The 14,509-nt window shown below is 70.2% G+C and carries 23 protein-coding genes; all 23 read left to right on the top strand.

Annotated features, from left to right (window positions below; all coding sequences use genetic code 11):
- Window position 1 precedes the first annotated feature (1 nt).
- The gene (locus ACFO0B_RS16130; protein WP_378613271.1) at window positions 2-778 is read left to right on the top strand and encodes a PE-PPE domain-containing protein; all 777 of its coding nucleotides are present in this window, start codon (window positions 2-4) and stop codon (window positions 776-778) included.
- Window positions 775-1,491: a hypothetical protein gene (locus tag ACFO0B_RS16125; protein WP_378613270.1), complete on the top strand. Its 717-nt coding sequence runs from the start codon at window positions 775-777 to the stop codon at window positions 1,489-1,491. Before ACFO0B_RS16130 ends, ACFO0B_RS16125 begins: the two co-directional genes overlap by 4 nt.
- A 276-nt stretch (window positions 1,492-1,767) precedes the next feature.
- Window positions 1,768-1,965 (top strand): hypothetical protein, encoded by a 198-nt coding sequence (locus ACFO0B_RS16120; RefSeq protein WP_378613269.1) that lies wholly within the window; start codon window positions 1,768-1,770, stop codon window positions 1,963-1,965.
- Window positions 1,966-2,328: 363 nt separating this feature from the next.
- On the top strand, window positions 2,329-2,856 hold the full coding sequence (locus ACFO0B_RS16115; RefSeq protein WP_378613268.1) for a hypothetical protein: 528 nt from the start codon (window positions 2,329-2,331) through the stop codon (window positions 2,854-2,856).
- A gap of 70 nt (window positions 2,857-2,926) precedes the next feature.
- Window positions 2,927-3,160 (top strand): hypothetical protein, encoded by a 234-nt coding sequence (locus ACFO0B_RS16110; protein WP_378613267.1) that lies wholly within the window; start codon window positions 2,927-2,929, stop codon window positions 3,158-3,160.
- The gene (locus tag ACFO0B_RS16105; protein WP_378613265.1) at window positions 3,157-3,603 is read left to right on the top strand and encodes a hypothetical protein; all 447 of its coding nucleotides are present in this window, start codon (window positions 3,157-3,159) and stop codon (window positions 3,601-3,603) included. Before ACFO0B_RS16110 ends, ACFO0B_RS16105 begins: the two co-directional genes overlap by 4 nt.
- A 56-nt stretch (window positions 3,604-3,659) precedes the next feature.
- Window positions 3,660-4,319, top strand: a complete 660-nt coding sequence (locus ACFO0B_RS16100; RefSeq protein ID WP_378613264.1) for a phage tail tube protein — start codon at window positions 3,660-3,662, stop codon at window positions 4,317-4,319.
- A 107-nt stretch (window positions 4,320-4,426) separates the two neighbouring features.
- Window positions 4,427-4,588 carry a hypothetical protein gene (locus ACFO0B_RS16095; protein ID WP_378613263.1) on the top strand — a complete coding sequence of 54 codons (162 nt, stop codon included), beginning with the start codon at window positions 4,427-4,429 and terminating at the stop codon, window positions 4,586-4,588.
- A 39-nt stretch (window positions 4,589-4,627) separates the two neighbouring features.
- Entirely contained in the window at window positions 4,628-4,948 is a 321-nt protein-coding gene (locus tag ACFO0B_RS16090) for a hypothetical protein (protein WP_378613261.1), read from the top strand.
- 38 nt (window positions 4,949-4,986) lie between these two features.
- Entirely contained in the window at window positions 4,987-5,427 is a 441-nt protein-coding gene (locus ACFO0B_RS16085) for a hypothetical protein (protein WP_378613260.1), read from the top strand.
- Window positions 5,424-5,813 carry a hypothetical protein gene (locus tag ACFO0B_RS16080; RefSeq protein ID WP_378613259.1) on the top strand — a complete coding sequence of 130 codons (390 nt, stop codon included), beginning with the start codon at window positions 5,424-5,426 and terminating at the stop codon, window positions 5,811-5,813. Before ACFO0B_RS16085 ends, ACFO0B_RS16080 begins: the two co-directional genes overlap by 4 nt.
- Before the next feature lie 42 nt (window positions 5,814-5,855).
- Entirely contained in the window at window positions 5,856-6,560 is a 705-nt protein-coding gene (locus tag ACFO0B_RS16075) for a hypothetical protein (protein ID WP_378613258.1), read from the top strand.
- 35 nt (window positions 6,561-6,595) lie between these two features.
- Complete coding sequence (locus ACFO0B_RS16070) at window positions 6,596-7,477, top strand: phage tail protein (protein WP_378613257.1); 882 nt, start codon at window positions 6,596-6,598, stop codon at window positions 7,475-7,477.
- Window positions 7,474-9,153: a Gp37-like protein gene (locus ACFO0B_RS16065; protein WP_378613256.1), complete on the top strand. Its 1,680-nt coding sequence runs from the start codon at window positions 7,474-7,476 to the stop codon at window positions 9,151-9,153. The genes ACFO0B_RS16070 and ACFO0B_RS16065 overlap by 4 nt, the downstream gene beginning before the upstream one ends.
- Before the next feature lie 12 nt (window positions 9,154-9,165).
- Window positions 9,166-9,594 carry a phage gene 29 protein family protein gene (locus ACFO0B_RS16060; RefSeq protein ID WP_378613255.1) on the top strand — a complete coding sequence of 143 codons (429 nt, stop codon included), beginning with the start codon at window positions 9,166-9,168 and terminating at the stop codon, window positions 9,592-9,594.
- Window positions 9,591-10,976, top strand: a complete 1,386-nt coding sequence (locus ACFO0B_RS16055) for a DUF7257 domain-containing protein (RefSeq protein ID WP_378613254.1) — start codon at window positions 9,591-9,593, stop codon at window positions 10,974-10,976. The genes ACFO0B_RS16060 and ACFO0B_RS16055 overlap by 4 nt, the downstream gene beginning before the upstream one ends.
- A gap of 25 nt (window positions 10,977-11,001) precedes the next feature.
- Window positions 11,002-11,337: an LtfC-like domain-containing protein gene (locus tag ACFO0B_RS16050; protein ID WP_378613253.1), complete on the top strand. Its 336-nt coding sequence runs from the start codon at window positions 11,002-11,004 to the stop codon at window positions 11,335-11,337.
- 46 nt (window positions 11,338-11,383) lie between these two features.
- Window positions 11,384-11,734 carry a phage tail fiber protein gene (locus ACFO0B_RS16045; RefSeq protein ID WP_378613252.1) on the top strand — a complete coding sequence of 117 codons (351 nt, stop codon included), beginning with the start codon at window positions 11,384-11,386 and terminating at the stop codon, window positions 11,732-11,734.
- 226 nt (window positions 11,735-11,960) lie between these two features.
- The gene (locus ACFO0B_RS16040; RefSeq protein WP_378613251.1) at window positions 11,961-12,782 is read left to right on the top strand and encodes a hypothetical protein; all 822 of its coding nucleotides are present in this window, start codon (window positions 11,961-11,963) and stop codon (window positions 12,780-12,782) included.
- 37 nt (window positions 12,783-12,819) lie between these two features.
- Window positions 12,820-13,182 (top strand): hypothetical protein, encoded by a 363-nt coding sequence (locus tag ACFO0B_RS16035; RefSeq protein ID WP_378613250.1) that lies wholly within the window; start codon window positions 12,820-12,822, stop codon window positions 13,180-13,182.
- Window positions 13,183-13,251: 69 nt separating this feature from the next.
- Window positions 13,252-14,025: a peptidoglycan recognition protein family protein gene (locus ACFO0B_RS16030; RefSeq protein WP_378613248.1), complete on the top strand. Its 774-nt coding sequence runs from the start codon at window positions 13,252-13,254 to the stop codon at window positions 14,023-14,025.
- Window positions 14,025-14,234 (top strand): hypothetical protein, encoded by a 210-nt coding sequence (locus ACFO0B_RS16025; protein ID WP_378613247.1) that lies wholly within the window; start codon window positions 14,025-14,027, stop codon window positions 14,232-14,234. The genes ACFO0B_RS16030 and ACFO0B_RS16025 overlap by 1 nt, the downstream gene beginning before the upstream one ends.
- The coding region (locus ACFO0B_RS16020) for a hypothetical protein (protein ID WP_378613246.1) at window positions 14,235-14,509 on the top strand (275 nt) is incomplete at its 3' end.

Below are 14,509 nucleotides of genomic sequence, written 5' to 3'. Positions count from 1 at the left end.
CATGCGACTGTTCACGGGGCTCAGAGGGAAGCGCACCGGCAAGGTGACGGTTCTGCTGCTCGGCGGCACTTGGAATCCGCGGGGCGACGCCATCGGCTCGGGATTCGCCGGCAACCTCGACGCCGAGCGGTTCGTCACCCGGATCGTGGAGTACCCAGCGGATTACGGCGGAATCGTCCCGTATGCCGACAGTGTTGCCGCCGGGGAGGCGGCGCTGATCGCGGCGATCCGCTCCACGCCGGGTGATCTCGTCCTGGCCGGCTACTCCCAGGGTGCCGCCGTGGCCGGGAACGTTGCCGCCGCGATCGGCCGGAACGAGCTCGACGTCCCGGCCGTGCTCGCCTGTGCGCTGGTCGCCGACCCGCTGCGGCCGCAGGGGATGAGCATCGGCCCCGACCCCGGTGGGTACGGGATCTCCGGGCAGCGCTTCGTTCCCCGGGTGCCCACCTTCTGGGCGGCCGCACCGGGTGATCCGATCACGGCGCTGCCCGCCGGAAACCCGCTCCGCACCATCGCCGACCTGAGCGCCTACTTCAGCCTGAGCAGCACCGGCGCCGCCTGGCGCTGGGGCCGCAGCCTGCTCGACGCGGCGACCCATCGGCAACTGCAACGCCGGTGGTCGCCCGAGCATCGGCGCAGCTGGGCGGGGGCCGTCGGCTACGCCCGCGGCTACCTCGTCGACGGCAGGCACACCTCGGACTACCTGCGCGACGGCCACGTGGCCCGGCTCGCCGAACGGCTCGACGCCGAGCTCGCCCGGCCGGGGCGGCGCGGATGACCGGCGACCCGGACGGCCTCTACCTGACCCGCGCCGAAATCATCGCGCTCGCAGCGTTGCTCCGCGAGATCCCCGACCTCGCCGACGACCTCGTCATCGCCCGGTCGAAGCAGGCGAAGCTGGGCGGCCGCACCGACTTCCGCATGCATCGGCGCCCGGGCGAGCAACCGCTGCCGTACAACCCCGCGGCGGCCGGCGCCGCCGATCACCTGCATGCGGTGCTGGTCGGATGGGTCCGGCTGGTCTGCGAGCAGCGCGCCCTCGACTACCAGGGTGCCCCGACGACGGCGGGCCTGGCCCGATGGCTCGACCACAACCTGATCGCCCTCGCCATGACCGACGGCGTGCAGGGCGCTCCGCTCGAGATCGGCCGGGCGGTGCGCATCGCCACCGACATCGTCTGCCCGCCCGCGCCGTCGACCGAATGGGACGCCGACATGATCACGCGGGCCCGCGCGGGGCGGCTCAACGCCTCCGGTATCGCCACGCTGGCCAAGGAGCTCGGCGCCGAGTACCGCACGCTGACCGTGCGCCGGGTGCAGACGCTGCGCGACGCGGGCCGGATCGCTCCGGTTCCCGGGCCGTGGGCGCCGGGCTGGCCGGAGATGTTCGTCGTCGGGGAGGTGCTCGATCAGCACCTCGCGCACCGGGCGCGGCAGCGGCGCAAGCCTCAAAAATGCCTGGTCGCAAGTGATTTCGAGGAAAAGGGTTGACAGAGGGTGGTGCGTTAGGTGAAGATTGGTGCAGCGCCAGAGCTGCGCCTCGATCCGGAACTCACCGGAATCCCCCTTTCTCTTCCGTGGCCCCGCACGTTGCCGAACGTGCGGGGCCACGGTCGTTCGAACCTGCGGCACGCCCCCGAAGCCCCCTGTGGTGTCTGTTGACAAGCGGGTCGAGCCTGCCGCGCACCCACCCCCGACCCGTCCTTCTGGTTCGGGGGTGGGGAAATCCGTCCCGCCGGCGCCCATCGGCGCCCCGAGGAGGCAACCGTGTCCGAGACCCTTCGTGACCTGCTGGAGATGACTTCACACGGGGTGCTCCCGGCCGCTCCCGGTGTCGCGCAAGCGCACCGGCTGATGCGGATGCACCGGAGCTGCGGCACCGACCACTGCCGACGCAAGGACCAGGCCATGCGGGTTCTCGTCGCGGCGGGCCGGATCGTTCCCGACTCCGCGCGGATGCGCTGACCCCCGAAACCCGCCCCGTCGGCTCCCCTCGCCCGGACATCGGCCGCAGAGGGTCGCCAGCCACGGGGCGCCCGGCCCCACCCCCGGCACCGCTACGAACCGGGGGTGGGGCCACCCCGCCTCGGAAAGGAGGTGACCATGCTCGCCCTCGCTTTCGATCTGCTCGAACTCGCCTGCCGGATCGCACCGCTGATCCGGCCGCTGCTCGGCCTGTGATGGCAGGCGACCGGAACCGGTCGCCGCGCCAGACGAACGCGCCGCACCGAAATCACTGGAACGGAGAACTCCGATGGATGGTCGATGATGCCTGCCAATGAACTTCCGATCGGAAAGAACGCGCTGCGCGCGGAATCGGGACCGGCTGTGCTGAGCGCATTCCTGTCCGCATCGCGGCGGCCGCCGAAGGCCTACGCCGCGGGCGGTGAAGTCGAGGAAGAACACGGCCCACCCGCGAGCGAGGGCGGATTCCTGTCCACCAGCAAGTCCGGCTCACTCTTCCCTTTCCTGCAGTGGCACAACTGGTACAGCATGCTCAACGGTTCCAGGGAGCAGGTCGCGGCGGTCGGCGGCGTCGATGCCGCTGTGGCGGTGCTCGCCGGCATGGTCGCCGGCCCCGCTGGTGCCGCGGGTGCCGCCGCCGCGACGGCGCTGACCCATCTGGCCGGAACCGCGGTCGAGCAGTTCGCGACCCATGCCGAGACGCTGCGCCGGACCGCGCCGCTGCCCGCCGCCGCGCAACCGCGGATGCGGATGCCGGAGGGGCGCCTCGGCGGTCCCGATATCGACCGCACGACCACGATCAACGTGGTCAAGACCGAGGGTCATCCCGCACCGCACGGCCCGGACTCCATGCAGAGCCGTGCCCTGACCTATTTGTCGCACCTGCGCTGATTCCCCGGCGCGCCCCTCCCGCACGAATCCGACCACGGGAAGATCCGTGGTCCCGATACCTGGAGAATCTGTGCCCACCTCCGAAGAAGCCATTGGGAACACCGGCCTCGCCGAGCAGATCGCCGGTGAGACCAAGGCGATCGTGACCCGGCTGGCCCTGGTGAAGGCCGACCTCGATGCGCTGTCGACCCTCGCCCATGGCGTGGCCATGGCGGTCGACGCGCTGCTGCCGCAGCCCACCCCGACCGGCGGATCGCTCGAAGCCGTCGTCTCGCTCGGCCAGTCACCGGAAGCCGCCGAATGACGTATCCCGTCGCCGGGGAGTTCCCCGATTTCGAGCAGTTCCTGGTCGACCTGTTCACCCCGATCGCCACCACCGTCACCACCCTGCCCGCCACCTCCCAGGCGCTGCAGGCGGCATTGCCGCTGGTCTGGGTGCGAACCGTCGGGGGAACGCTGGACATCAACGCCATCACCTACCGGGCGAAGATGGGGGTCGCCGCGATCGGCGCCACCCGCGGCCAGGCGCAACTCCTCGCCGTTCAGCTGCGCGAGGCCGTGCTGAACGCGCCCGCCAGCCGCGTGAACGGCGTCCTCGTCGACTACGCCGAGGAGATCGAGGCCGAGGACCCCAAGTTTCACCCCCCGATCCTGCGCCGCAGTCGCGGGCTGACGGAGGTGCCCGACCTCGATCCGCTCAACCAGATGGTCGAGATCTCCTTCTCGATCGAAGCCCGGCGCCAGTAGCCGGCACAACAACGCAACCGATGCCCGCCTCCGGGCGGGCGCTCGAACGGAGACCCATGCCTGCCACCAACCTCACCGCCCTGAAGTCGGCCCAGCGGTCGCTGCTGCTGAAGCCGCTGGACGCCGCGGTGTTCATCGCACCCTGGTACACCCCGGCACCGGCCGATTTCACCGACTCGGCCGGTGCGCTGCAGACGCTGCCCGCGGCCTACCGCCCGGTCGGCCTGATCGACAAGAAGACCGGCGTCGCCTTCGCCCGCGGGATCACGGCCGCGCCGATCGAGGCCTACGGCGAACTGCAGCCGGTGCGCAACGACATCACCAGCGACATCACCACCATCGAGTTCCAGCCGCAGCAGACCACCGCGCTGACCCTGGAGCTCACCACCGGCGCGAACCTGGCGCAGGTGACCGCCGACGCCGCTTCCGGCGAGGTGTTCTTCCCACAGCCCGCCTCGGAGCAGATCACCTACTACTCGGCGATCATCATCGGCAAGGACGGCAACGACGCGAAGCCGATCTACATCTTCAAGGTGCTGCCCAAGGTCGCTGTCAGCAAGTACGGCGGCGAGCAGTGGACCCCCACCGAGGTGCTCGCGGAGAAGCTGACGATGGTCGCGTTCAAGGACGACACCGCTGGCTACGCCGTCGCGCACGGCTTCGGCGGCATCGGCTGGAAGGCCTTGCTGGCCCAGACCGGCATCACCTCCGCCTGACCTCCGGGCACCTCCCGGCGCAGGGCGTGCCGGTGTCTCCGGCGACGGCACGCCCGCTGAATTCCCCCTTCGATGTCCCCCGGCCGGAGCAGAAAGCAGGTCGAACCATGTCCGCTATCCCCACCGAGTACCCGGTGACCATGACCGACGGTACGAACGAATACATCGTCTCCAGCGCGACCGAGTACGTGAACGCGGTGTACAAGCTGGGCCACTCGCTCCGGTCCGACACGGCCGCGCAGCGAAGCGGCGCCGCGAAGACCAAGTAGCGCGAAGCCCGAGCGGTGATGACAGAAACCGAGACGAGCATGGCACCCACCTCCGAGACCGCGGCGGGCGGCCGATTCCACGAGCTCCAGCAGGAACTCGCTCCGCGCCGCCGCGAGCCGTACCGGCTGACCGACGACATCCGCATCCCGCCGGTCACCCGCGGACAGGTACTGGCGCTGCGCCGTACCAACGACGACGACGAACAGATGGCGATCGTCCTCGGCGATCAGCAGGCGGCGGTCGAGGCGCTCTACGCCGAGCGGCCGGTCGACGAGTGGTACGCCTTCCAGCGCGACCTGTACGCGCACCTCTTCGGCCAGGGCGCCGCGGAGCTGCCGGGGGGATCGCCGGGCTCGTAGAGTTCTGGGAACGTTTCGGTGCCGCGCTCGATTTCGATTTGCTCGAGCGCGGCATCGACGTCCGGGACTGCTTCGGGCCCGCCACCATCCGAACCCGTGACTGGCGGACGATCTGGGCCTTCAAGGACCGGCTCCCGCACGGGTCACAGTATCGGTCGGCGCTGACCACCGACCGCGAACTCGCCGAGCAGGTGGTGGCCGCCGAGGAGGCGCGGCCCGACCTCGGCGAGCAGCCCGACGGCCCGACCGGGCCGTCCCCCGAGGGTTACACGATCGACAGCTACCTGCTGCTCTCGATCATCGATGCGCTGCAGGGGGTGCAGGTCGCCGTGATCGCCGCCGCAGGCGGCGATCCGCCCGCCGTCACCCCGATGCCGCGCCCCGTCGCCGCCGTCGACCTGGTCCGCGACGAACGACGGGATCGATCGATGCAGAGCCTCATCGACGACTTCACCGCACCCACCCGGGAGACCCGATGATTCTGACCACGACGCTGCCCGCGCAGGCGGCAGGAGCGGCCGCCGTCACCACCCTGGCCGGGGTCTACTCCCCGTCCTTCTACAGCGGCGACACCGTCACCGACGTCCAGGTCCTCGCGCCGTACGGGTTCCCGTCCGTCGCCGGGCAGGCAACCGACAACGTGACGATCTCGGTCCGGCTGCTCCGGGACGGCGTTCCGGTGCAGACCTTCGCCGCCCTGACCGTCGGCACCGGGATCACCGTCACCGCGGCGACGCCGGTCCCGGTGCCGATCATCGCCCAGCCGACGCTGCTGCCGAGCGACGTGCTCGATGTCCGGCTGCAGCAGAACGGGGCCGGGCAGGCCATCGGCCCCGGCCTCATCGTGTCGGTTTTCGTGAGCTGACGCCCCGGCGGTCCGCGACCCCTCCGAACCCATGGAGCATGAATGGCACCACGTCATCCGAGAACAAAGGGCACGCCGGTACCGCGGTCACCGAGCGAATACACGCGCTCCCCGCACCAGGATGTCCTGCGGCGATATCTCGCGTCCCACCGGCTCGCCGCCGCGCGGCCGAATCCGATTTCGCGGGTCCGCCCCGATTTCGCGCCCGGCGGCCTCGAACCCGCGTCCCCCGCGGGTGCGCCGAAGCGGGCGGCGGGCGGGGTAGCGAAAGATTTCGCGGTACCGCCCGGCCCCGCCCTGCCGCTACCGCCGGTCCACCGCGTTCCGCGCGGCACGGCTGTCGTGGATCGGCCTGTCGCGGTGCGGAATCGCTTCGACCCGGGCCCGGTGCCGATCGCCGTGCCGAAGCGGAGCCCGGCGCCGATCGGCCGGGCGACGGGCGGCGAGGTCGCCGGGCCCGGCTCGTCCGTCGGCGACAAGATCCCGGCCTGGCTGTCCGACGGCGAATTCGTCGTCAATGCCCGATCGACGGCGATGAACCGGCCGTTCCTGCAGGCCCTGAACGCCGACCCCTTCTTCCTGCAGAAAATGCTGGCCGCGCGCACGGAGCGCGGTCGAAGCGGGGCTGAGCCGCAGAGCGCCGCGCCCGCCGGGCAGCCCGCGACGGTGAATATCTCGATGTCGAACGACGAAGACATCATCGGCAGATTGAAAGTGCTTGCGATGCAATGGGAATTGTCCCACTGAGCATCGCTTCGAAACGAGTGGATCGAGGTGAATCTGTGGCGCCCAATGCTGCCATGATCGCGGTGACCGGAGTCGACGGATCGGTGTGGACGCTCGCCGGACAGGGGCGTGGCCGCGAGGGAGTCGAGCTGGCGACCTCGCCGAGCGGCCTCTACGACGCCCCGGTGACGACGATCTGGAACCAGTCGGCGTTCCAGACCGGATCGTCGTTCGGCGGATACCGCACCAACAAGCGCGATGTGGTCTTCGCGGTCAATGTCTTCGAGGCCGCGGGCCGGCCCTGGGAGACGGTGGATTCCGCGTGGCGTAAGGCGTGGGCCTACGACCGGGACGCGGTACTGACCATCACGACGGACTTCGGAACCCGGTCGCTGCGGCTGCGCATGTCCGAGCAGCCGGACTTCAAGCCGGACAAGGACCCGCACCTGAAAGGCCGGAGCAAGGTCGTGATGACCTGCGTCGCGGGCAATCCGTGGTGGGTGGAATCGGACGTCACCGGCGTCTGGACGTCCACGATCGACACCACCGGGCCGAACAGCAGCCAGCACGGCACCATCGGCATCGCCAACCCGACCGACCAGCCGATGTGGGTGAAGTGGGTCTGCTCGGCGCCGGGCCGCTGGACCCTGCCCGACTTCTCCTGGGCCGCCGACGACGACGCGGACCGCACGATCGCGCTGCCGCTGACCGCGGCGGGACAGGATCTGATCGTCGACACCGACCCGATGGAGGAGATGATCGTCGCGGCGGATCGGTCGCAGATCTGGGCGCTGATGAACGGCGTCAGCTTCCTCTACCCGGTACCCGCCTACACCCCCGCCACCGAGGTGCCGGTCACCGTGACCGGGGCGCCGGCCGGAGCGTCGGTGCTGGCCGTGCAGCCGCGCAACTGGTCGCGGCCGTGGGGGCTGCAGTGAGCGCCGCAACCGGCCTGCCCGTGCTCTACGCCGAGGCGCAGCAGCTCAAGGCGGCGCGGAAGCGGCAGCGCTACGCCCGCCCCCTGGTGCGGCTGTGGGACGGGGACTGGAACCTGCGCGGCATCTGCGGCGCGGAGGTCAGCGCCGACTTCCGCTGGGTGCTCAACCAGTCCGGCACCGGCCTGCTGGTGCTGCCCTACGACTACTACCTGGCGAAGTGGGCCGTCGACATCAACGGCCGCAGCACGCAGAACGTGCACATCACCGTGGACAAGGACGGTGCGCGCTGGGACGGCCGGTTGGAGAAGGCGGTCATCAAGACCGACGACCGCGGCGTGACGACGGTCGAGCTGCTGTTCATGCACTCGTACCAGGAGCTCAAGCACATCTACTGCTGGTCGAATCCGTTCCTGCCCGCGGCGGTGCAGTTCCCCAGGGAGTTCATGCTCGCGGGGCCGAGTGTCTGGGCGCTGAAGACGGCGCTGCACCTGAACCTGCTCCGCCTCGAGTCCGCGGGCTGGGAACTGCCGGACGACCCGGTCGACATCGGGGGCTGGGGATCGCTGGACCAGTCCAACTGGGCGGTGGTGGTGAAGCCCGGCGAGTTCGCCTCCGACACCTCGCTCTGGACGATCTTCAGCTCCCGCTTCCGGAACTTCCACGAGGCCGCCGCAGGCACGCTGGAGACGGCGCAGCTGGCGGTGGTGACCCGCCGGTGGCTGCGCGGTGACCCGGAGCCGTGGCCGGGCGCGGAGCTGCGGCACGGCTGCCTGGTGATCGACATCGTCGACAAGTCCGGCTTCTGGACCGGCACCAGCACCGGCGGCGATATGTGGGACGGGTTGCAGCGCACCGTGCAGGTGCTCGACAACACCAAGCTCGACTACAGCCCCGACGTGCTGCCCGACCAGAACGCCCCCGAGCTCTACCGGAACCCCGGCTGGATGGGCACGCTGCCCGCCAACCCCTGGGTGGTCTACCGGCAGAACGAGCGCACCGGTATCCAGACCTCGCAATTCGTCGTCAATCCCGCGTCGGCGGTGCAGATCCTCACCGGCGGGCACTCCATGCCCGGCGTCAACGAGGCGATCTCCTCGGCGATCCAGTTCGTCGGGTTGGTGACCGCGGGGGCACTCGGCCAGGTGCCGTTCGTCGGCCCGATCCTGTCCGGCGTCGCCAACGGCACCACCGCCGTGGTCAACACCATCGCGACGGCACTGCTCTCGGACACGCTGCTGGCCTGGATGGAGTTCAAATCGCCGCAGCGCGTTGCGAACTCGGGATGGTCGCACTACTACGAGCACTTCGAGAACAGCGCCGACCGGGCGTACACGCTCGGCTCGCTGCTGACGCTCGGCGAGGGGCTGTGGAAGACCCGCCGCCACTTCACCCACAAATTCACCGTCGCCAACGGCGAGCCCTACCTGATCGGTGATCAGGGCTACGGGCACTTCTTCCTCGGCGATCGCGTCGGCTCCACCGTCAAGGGCATGCCGGAGGGGTCGATCTACGTCGACCAGGTGACGGAGCTCGAACTGGCCTGGTCGCGCAGCGCCAGTCCGGCGTGGCAGGTCACCGTCGGCTCCGACCGCGATCACGACATGCCCTTCGCCAAGTCCATGCGCGTGGTGGCCGACATCGTCGACGACATCCACGCGCTCGCCGTCCAGATGTGAACCGGGAGAACCATGTCCATTCCCCTGCGCGAAGAATGCAACCCCGATGACCCGAGCGACGCGTTCGTGTGGGCGCTCGTCGGCCTGCCCGGTCCGCGGAACTCGCCGCTGCTGGTCCACCCCGACGTACTGCGGCAGTGGTCGAAGCACCTGTGGGACCTCGGCTTCCGGCATCACCCGGACGCCCAGCTCCGGGAGTACATCCCGCCGGCCCGCGGTGTCACGCACTGGCTCAACGGCTCGGGCCAATGGGCGGAGAAGGGCACCGCGCGCCCGCCCGAGACCTCCGCGCCCGATGTCGCCCAGCTGACTCCGGACGAGCGCGCCAACCTGGTCGAGCAGTTGCGCGAATCGGGCGAACTCGGTCATCTCGTCGACCGGCGTGCCCTCGAGCAGAACCATGCCAGGGTCGACCGCGCCCCCGCGGAGGGCAGGCGATGACCAGCCCGGACGGGAAGGTCCCCGCTGGCGCGTACACCGGCGGATCGATCCGCAACCTGCAGAAGGTCACCTGGGCGGCCGCGCAGGCGTCGATCATGGCCAACGTCATGCAATCCTTCGCCGGCATCGATGCCGTCGGATCGAATCTGAGCTCGGTCACCAACCGGGCGCTCGACGCGGCCGGCTCGGCCCAGATCGACGCCGCCGATGCCCAGGTCACCGCGCACGCCGCGCAGAACACCTCGTCGTCCAATGCCTCCGCCATCGCCAACCTGCAGAACGACCAGACGCAGAACGAGGTCGGTGGCGCCGCGATCATGGACAAGTTCGAGACCTGGGACGCGGCGAAGTGGACGGTCGGCAAGTGGAGCAGCGGCGGCCACCCGGTGCCCGATATCACGGTGGCCGACAACCAGGCCGGCATCGACAAGACCGGGCACACCAGCAACGGAGCCGACTTCGCGCTGTACAAGACGCCGCTCATGACCGATTCACAGTCGGTATCGGTCGTCCTCGGCCGCGGCAACCAGGCGAGCGCGTTCACCGGCAGCGGCATTCTGCTGCGGGCGGCCGAGGACCTGTCCAGCTTCGTGCTGGTGCAGATCGGGGTGTCCCGGGTGCTGCTGCAGCGGGCGACCCTGCTCAACGGCGAGCTGCTGGTCGACACCTGGAACGAGCGCACGGGACTCACGCTGAGCTCGGGCGACACGGTGACGGCCACGGCGACGGGGGCCGGGTACGAGGTGCTGATCAACGGCGTGAGCCGGCTCGGCTACCAGGACACGGCCGTCACCTCGCCGGTCGGAGCGGGCAATCGGCGGGCAGGCTTCTACAGCGGGTCCAACGTCATCGGCTCCTGGGCGGGCACCACCGTGCAGTTCGGCTTCGACCTCGAGGCCTTCGCCGCGGCCGACACCGCCTCCCCGCCCGTCGTCGGCACCGGCTGGTCGCTGTACCGGCAGAGCACGGCCACGGTCGCCCACCCCGCGGGCACCGCGCGGTACGGCGCGGTCTTCGACACCGTTCGCATTGCCAACAAGGTCACCGTCCTCGACCTGCCCGCCGGGCAGATCCAGATCACGAAGCCGGGCTGGTACGTGATGAACGTCGGCGTCCAGTGGTCGCAGCCGTGCGGCACGGGCTACACCTACCGCGCCGGGCTGTGGTCGGCGCCGGAGCCGGGCGGCCTCTGGCGGCTGGTGCGCAGCGGCGGCGAGACCGAGGGCTCGGCGGTCCACCGTGCGGCCGGCTCCTTCGCCGTCTTCGCCGGGGCGGGCAGCGTCTGGGCTCCCGGCTACTACATCGCCGGCCCCAACACCATGCTCGGCGATTCCGCCGGCGTGAACGTCTATTTCGACGGCACGCTCTGCTCCTTCTCCTGACCGGAACACCGCACAGAGGAACCCGATGAGTACAGCAAGCAATCCGGGCTACCTGGGCTACCAGCCCACCCTCCAGCCCTTGAAACTGACCACCGGCGCGAGCTTCGTGCAGACGATCCAGCCGTCGGGCGGCGCCGTCTTTCCCGCGGGCACGGCGATCGTCATCGTGCTGACCGCTCCCGGCGGCGCACCGCTCGGCAGCTGGAACGCCACCGTCGACGCGAACAGCGCCCGCTGGACCGTGCCCGCCGCGACCTGCGACGACATCCCCGCGAACGCGCGCTACACGATGCTCGTCACCTATCCGACCTCGCCGGCGACGACCTACGCCTGGTACGCGGGCTCGGTCATCCGAACCTAGCGCCGAACCCACCCTTCACCACCTCACCCTCACAAGGAGCGCCGACATGGCCATCGCCGTCACCACCACCAAGAACGCACTGTGCACCGCCTACGCCAATATCGCGACCCCGGTCTACGTCTCGGTCCACTTCGCCGACCCCGGTACCAACGGCGGCAACGAGGCCAGCGGCGGCTCGCCGGTCTACAAGCGGATCGCCACCACCTGGTCCGCCCCGGCGAACGGGCAGATCACCGGCAGCCAGGTCACCGTCGACCTGCCCGCGGGCACCTACACCCACGCCGGGCTGTGGACCGCGCTCAACGGCGGCACCTTCATCGACAAGGTCGCGATCTCCTCCACCACCCTCGGCGGCCAGGGCACCCTGCTCATCACGCCGACCTTCACCATCAGCTGATCGCCGGACCCGCGACAACCCCACGGTGCCGCGCTCGACCATGGTCGGGCGCGGCACCGTCCCATCGATTGCTTGGGAGGACCCTGCTGTGGCCGAATCCCCGAGAACGGCGGAGATCCCGGCGTCGCCGTCGGTGACCCCGGCTGCCCCCGCACCACCGGTCGGCGTGGGCTCACTGCCCTCGCCGCCTGCCGGTTTCATCGCCGGCGAATACGTTCCGATCGTCATGCCGTTCCTCGAAGCCGATCTCCTCGGCACCGGCGCACTGCTCGTCGCCCTGCGCGCGTCGGTGCTGACACCAGGCGCCGGCGCCGGTGCCGGGCAGCTGACCGCCGTGACCCGCTCGAATCCCTCGGTGACCGCCCACTACGCCGCAGGCGGGACGGCTGTCGCACGGACGGCCGCTGGCCCGTCGGCGATCGTGCTGGCGACAGCCGGTTTCGACGGCACGGGGGCCGCGTCGGCCTCGGACGCGGCCGCGCGCGGATCGGGCGAGCTGTCGGCGACGACCGTCGTGCACGGCGAGCTGCCCGCTGCCTTCCACGGGGTGGCCGCGGCCGTCGGCATCATCTACTCACCGCCGGCACCGCTCACCGCGGCGCTCACCGGGCAGGGCGCCCTGACCGCCGCGGTGACAACCGGATTCAGTGCGTCCGGGATGAACAAGAACGGCGCCCAGGCCGGGCCGAACACCATGAACGCCTGGATCGAGCTGACCGGGTGGACCGCCGACACCGGCGCCTACCCCGGGTCGACGGTAACCACCAACAAATCGCTGGTGAGCCAGGGCAGCAAAGTCGCCGCGGTCGTCTCCGGCAGCGTCAGCTGGACGTCGAACGCCTTCACCCCCGCCGCGGTCAGCATGCGGCTGAAGTTGAACGACATCGTCATCGCTACCGGAACGGTGGCCAACCCGGCCACCGCCAGCGCCACCGTCACCGTCGCCAACGGCGACCGGGTCTCGGTCGAGATCAAGGACGGCGGTTCCTTCACGTCGCTGTACCCGGCCACCGTCAACGCGGCCGGAACCTTCGCGCGAATCACCTGATCCGCCACGCGGATCACCGAACTCCTACGGAGAAGTCATGTCCAAAATCGTCCGAATCGTCATCGGGTCCAGCACGTCCTGGACCAGCATCCAGGTGCCGGCCGGCAGCGCACTCGTCTGGGCGGAGCCCGCCTCCGGCGTGGTCATCGGCCTACCCGGTGGCGGCACGACCACCGGAATCGCCACCTACTGGAAGACGAGCGAGTTCTCGTACGGCGACGAGCGGTGCCTGATCCGGCGCGCGTTCCTGCAGCCCGTTCCCACCACCGAGCAGCCCGACCTCGACTACGTCGAGGCCGGCATCCCTGGTGCCGAGGCCACGGTCAACTCGCACTACCTCATCTGGTGGAAGAAGAGCATGTACGACGCCTTCCCGCCGAACCCGGGGCCGTCCGCGTAACCGATCCGCAGCAACCCCGCGGGCGGCCGTCGATCCCGGCGACCGCCCGCGGGCGAAAGGCAGGCAATTATGGCCTGGTCCGGTGACCCCGTCTGGCTCACGGATGTGCTGCGCGAGGAGGGCCTCCCGGTACTGGAATTCCCCGGCTGGCGCGACCGCGGGCACGGTGACTTCCGGAACATCTGGGGCGTGATCGCCCACCACACCGGCGGATCGAACACCCCGGCCGCCGAGATCGCCTACGGGTTCTCCGCGCTGGCAGGCCCGCTCTCGCAGCTCCACCTCGACCGCGACGGCACCGTCACCGTCGTCGCCGCCGGGGTGGCGTGGCACGCGGGCCGCGGCCGCTGGCCCGGCCTGCCCGAGGACGACGCGAACTTCCACACCATCGGCATCGAAGCGGCGAACAACGGCACCGAGGGCTGGTCGCCCGCGCAGTACGACGCCTACGTGCGGTGCTGCGCGGCCATCGTGCGCAGGCTCGGGTACGGGCCGGAGCGCGTGATCGGCCACAAGGAGTGGGCGGGCGCGAAGCAGGGCAAGTGGGACCCCGGTGGCCTCGATATGGACCGATTCCGCGCCGATATCGCGGACCGATTGAAAGGCGGGGTGCTGATGGCACTCTCCGACCCCGAGCAGCGGGAGCTGCTCGACAAGCTACGTCGCGTGCATTTCGAGCTGACCCAGGGCTTCCAGTCCAGGGTGACCGGCTCCGACTACCGGGACACCCTCGCGGGTTACGTGCTCAACTCCGACGCCGCCGACTACCGCAGCGAACAGCGGCTGCGGGCGCTCGAGCTGAAGCTCGACCGCCTGCTCGACGCGAGCGAAGGGCGGAGCTGATGTCCCTGCGCAGCCTCCCCGAGCCCGCGCTGGTGCGCTCGGTGCTCGTCGCCATCACCGGCGTGCTCGCCTTCGTCGCCGGCCGGACGATCGAGGCCGGCTGGATCGAGCCGGTCATGACGCTCTACGGCCTGCTCACCCCGGTGCTGGCCGGTGTGCTCATCCGGCCTGCCGTCACCCCGGTGACCCGCCCGGAAGGCGGCCGATGAATGGCGCAGAGCTGGCTGAGCCCCGACCTGGTGCAGGCGCTCGGCGCCGCGGCCGCCACGGTTATCGGTGCGATCACCGCATGGCAGGCGCGGGAGGTCGCCAAACTGCGGACCCGGATCGAGACGCTGGAGACGCAGGCCGTCGATGACAAGCTGCGCTTCCGGGACGCCCTCCGCGTGATCCGCGCCCTGCAACTGCACATCGACGAGTTGCGGGGCTTCCTCCGCCTGCACGTGCCGGGCCGGGAACCACCCGCGGCCCGCTACGAGATTCC

This window comes from Nocardia jiangsuensis (assembly GCF_042650385.1).
Classification (GTDB): Bacteria; Actinomycetota; Actinomycetes; order Mycobacteriales; family Mycobacteriaceae; genus Nocardia; species Nocardia jiangsuensis.
This window is presented reverse-complemented; position numbering and strand designations above follow the sequence as displayed.

Excerpts from the sequence above, each read along its gene's own strand:
- ACFO0B_RS16130 (WP_378613271.1), top strand. The coding sequence starts at position 2 with ATGCGACTGTTCACGGGGCTCAGAGGGAAGCGCACCGGCAAGGTGACG.
- ACFO0B_RS16090 (WP_378613261.1), top strand. The coding sequence starts at position 4,628 with ATGGCACCCACCTCCGAGACCGCGGCGGGCGGCCGATTCCACGAGCTC.
- ACFO0B_RS16100 (WP_378613264.1), top strand. The coding sequence starts at position 3,660 with ATGCCTGCCACCAACCTCACCGCCCTGAAGTCGGCCCAGCGGTCGCTG.
- ACFO0B_RS16125 (WP_378613270.1), top strand. The coding sequence starts at position 775 with ATGACCGGCGACCCGGACGGCCTCTACCTGACCCGCGCCGAAATCATC.
- ACFO0B_RS16050 (WP_378613253.1), top strand. The coding sequence starts at position 11,002 with ATGAGTACAGCAAGCAATCCGGGCTACCTGGGCTACCAGCCCACCCTC.
- ACFO0B_RS16075 (WP_378613258.1), top strand. The coding sequence starts at position 5,856 with ATGGCACCACGTCATCCGAGAACAAAGGGCACGCCGGTACCGCGGTCA.
- ACFO0B_RS16025 (WP_378613247.1), top strand. The coding sequence starts at position 14,025 with ATGTCCCTGCGCAGCCTCCCCGAGCCCGCGCTGGTGCGCTCGGTGCTC.
- ACFO0B_RS16045 (WP_378613252.1), top strand. The coding sequence starts at position 11,384 with ATGGCCATCGCCGTCACCACCACCAAGAACGCACTGTGCACCGCCTAC.
- ACFO0B_RS16060 (WP_378613255.1), top strand. The coding sequence starts at position 9,166 with ATGTCCATTCCCCTGCGCGAAGAATGCAACCCCGATGACCCGAGCGAC.
- ACFO0B_RS16080 (WP_378613259.1), top strand. The coding sequence starts at position 5,424 with ATGATTCTGACCACGACGCTGCCCGCGCAGGCGGCAGGAGCGGCCGCC.
- ACFO0B_RS16095 (WP_378613263.1), top strand. The coding sequence starts at position 4,427 with ATGTCCGCTATCCCCACCGAGTACCCGGTGACCATGACCGACGGTACG.
- ACFO0B_RS16055 (WP_378613254.1), top strand. The coding sequence starts at position 9,591 with ATGACCAGCCCGGACGGGAAGGTCCCCGCTGGCGCGTACACCGGCGGA.
- ACFO0B_RS16105 (WP_378613265.1), top strand. The coding sequence starts at position 3,157 with ATGACGTATCCCGTCGCCGGGGAGTTCCCCGATTTCGAGCAGTTCCTG.
- ACFO0B_RS16030 (WP_378613248.1), top strand. The coding sequence starts at position 13,252 with ATGGCCTGGTCCGGTGACCCCGTCTGGCTCACGGATGTGCTGCGCGAG.
- ACFO0B_RS16035 (WP_378613250.1), top strand. The coding sequence starts at position 12,820 with ATGTCCAAAATCGTCCGAATCGTCATCGGGTCCAGCACGTCCTGGACC.
- ACFO0B_RS16040 (WP_378613251.1), top strand. The coding sequence starts at position 11,961 with ATGCCGTTCCTCGAAGCCGATCTCCTCGGCACCGGCGCACTGCTCGTC.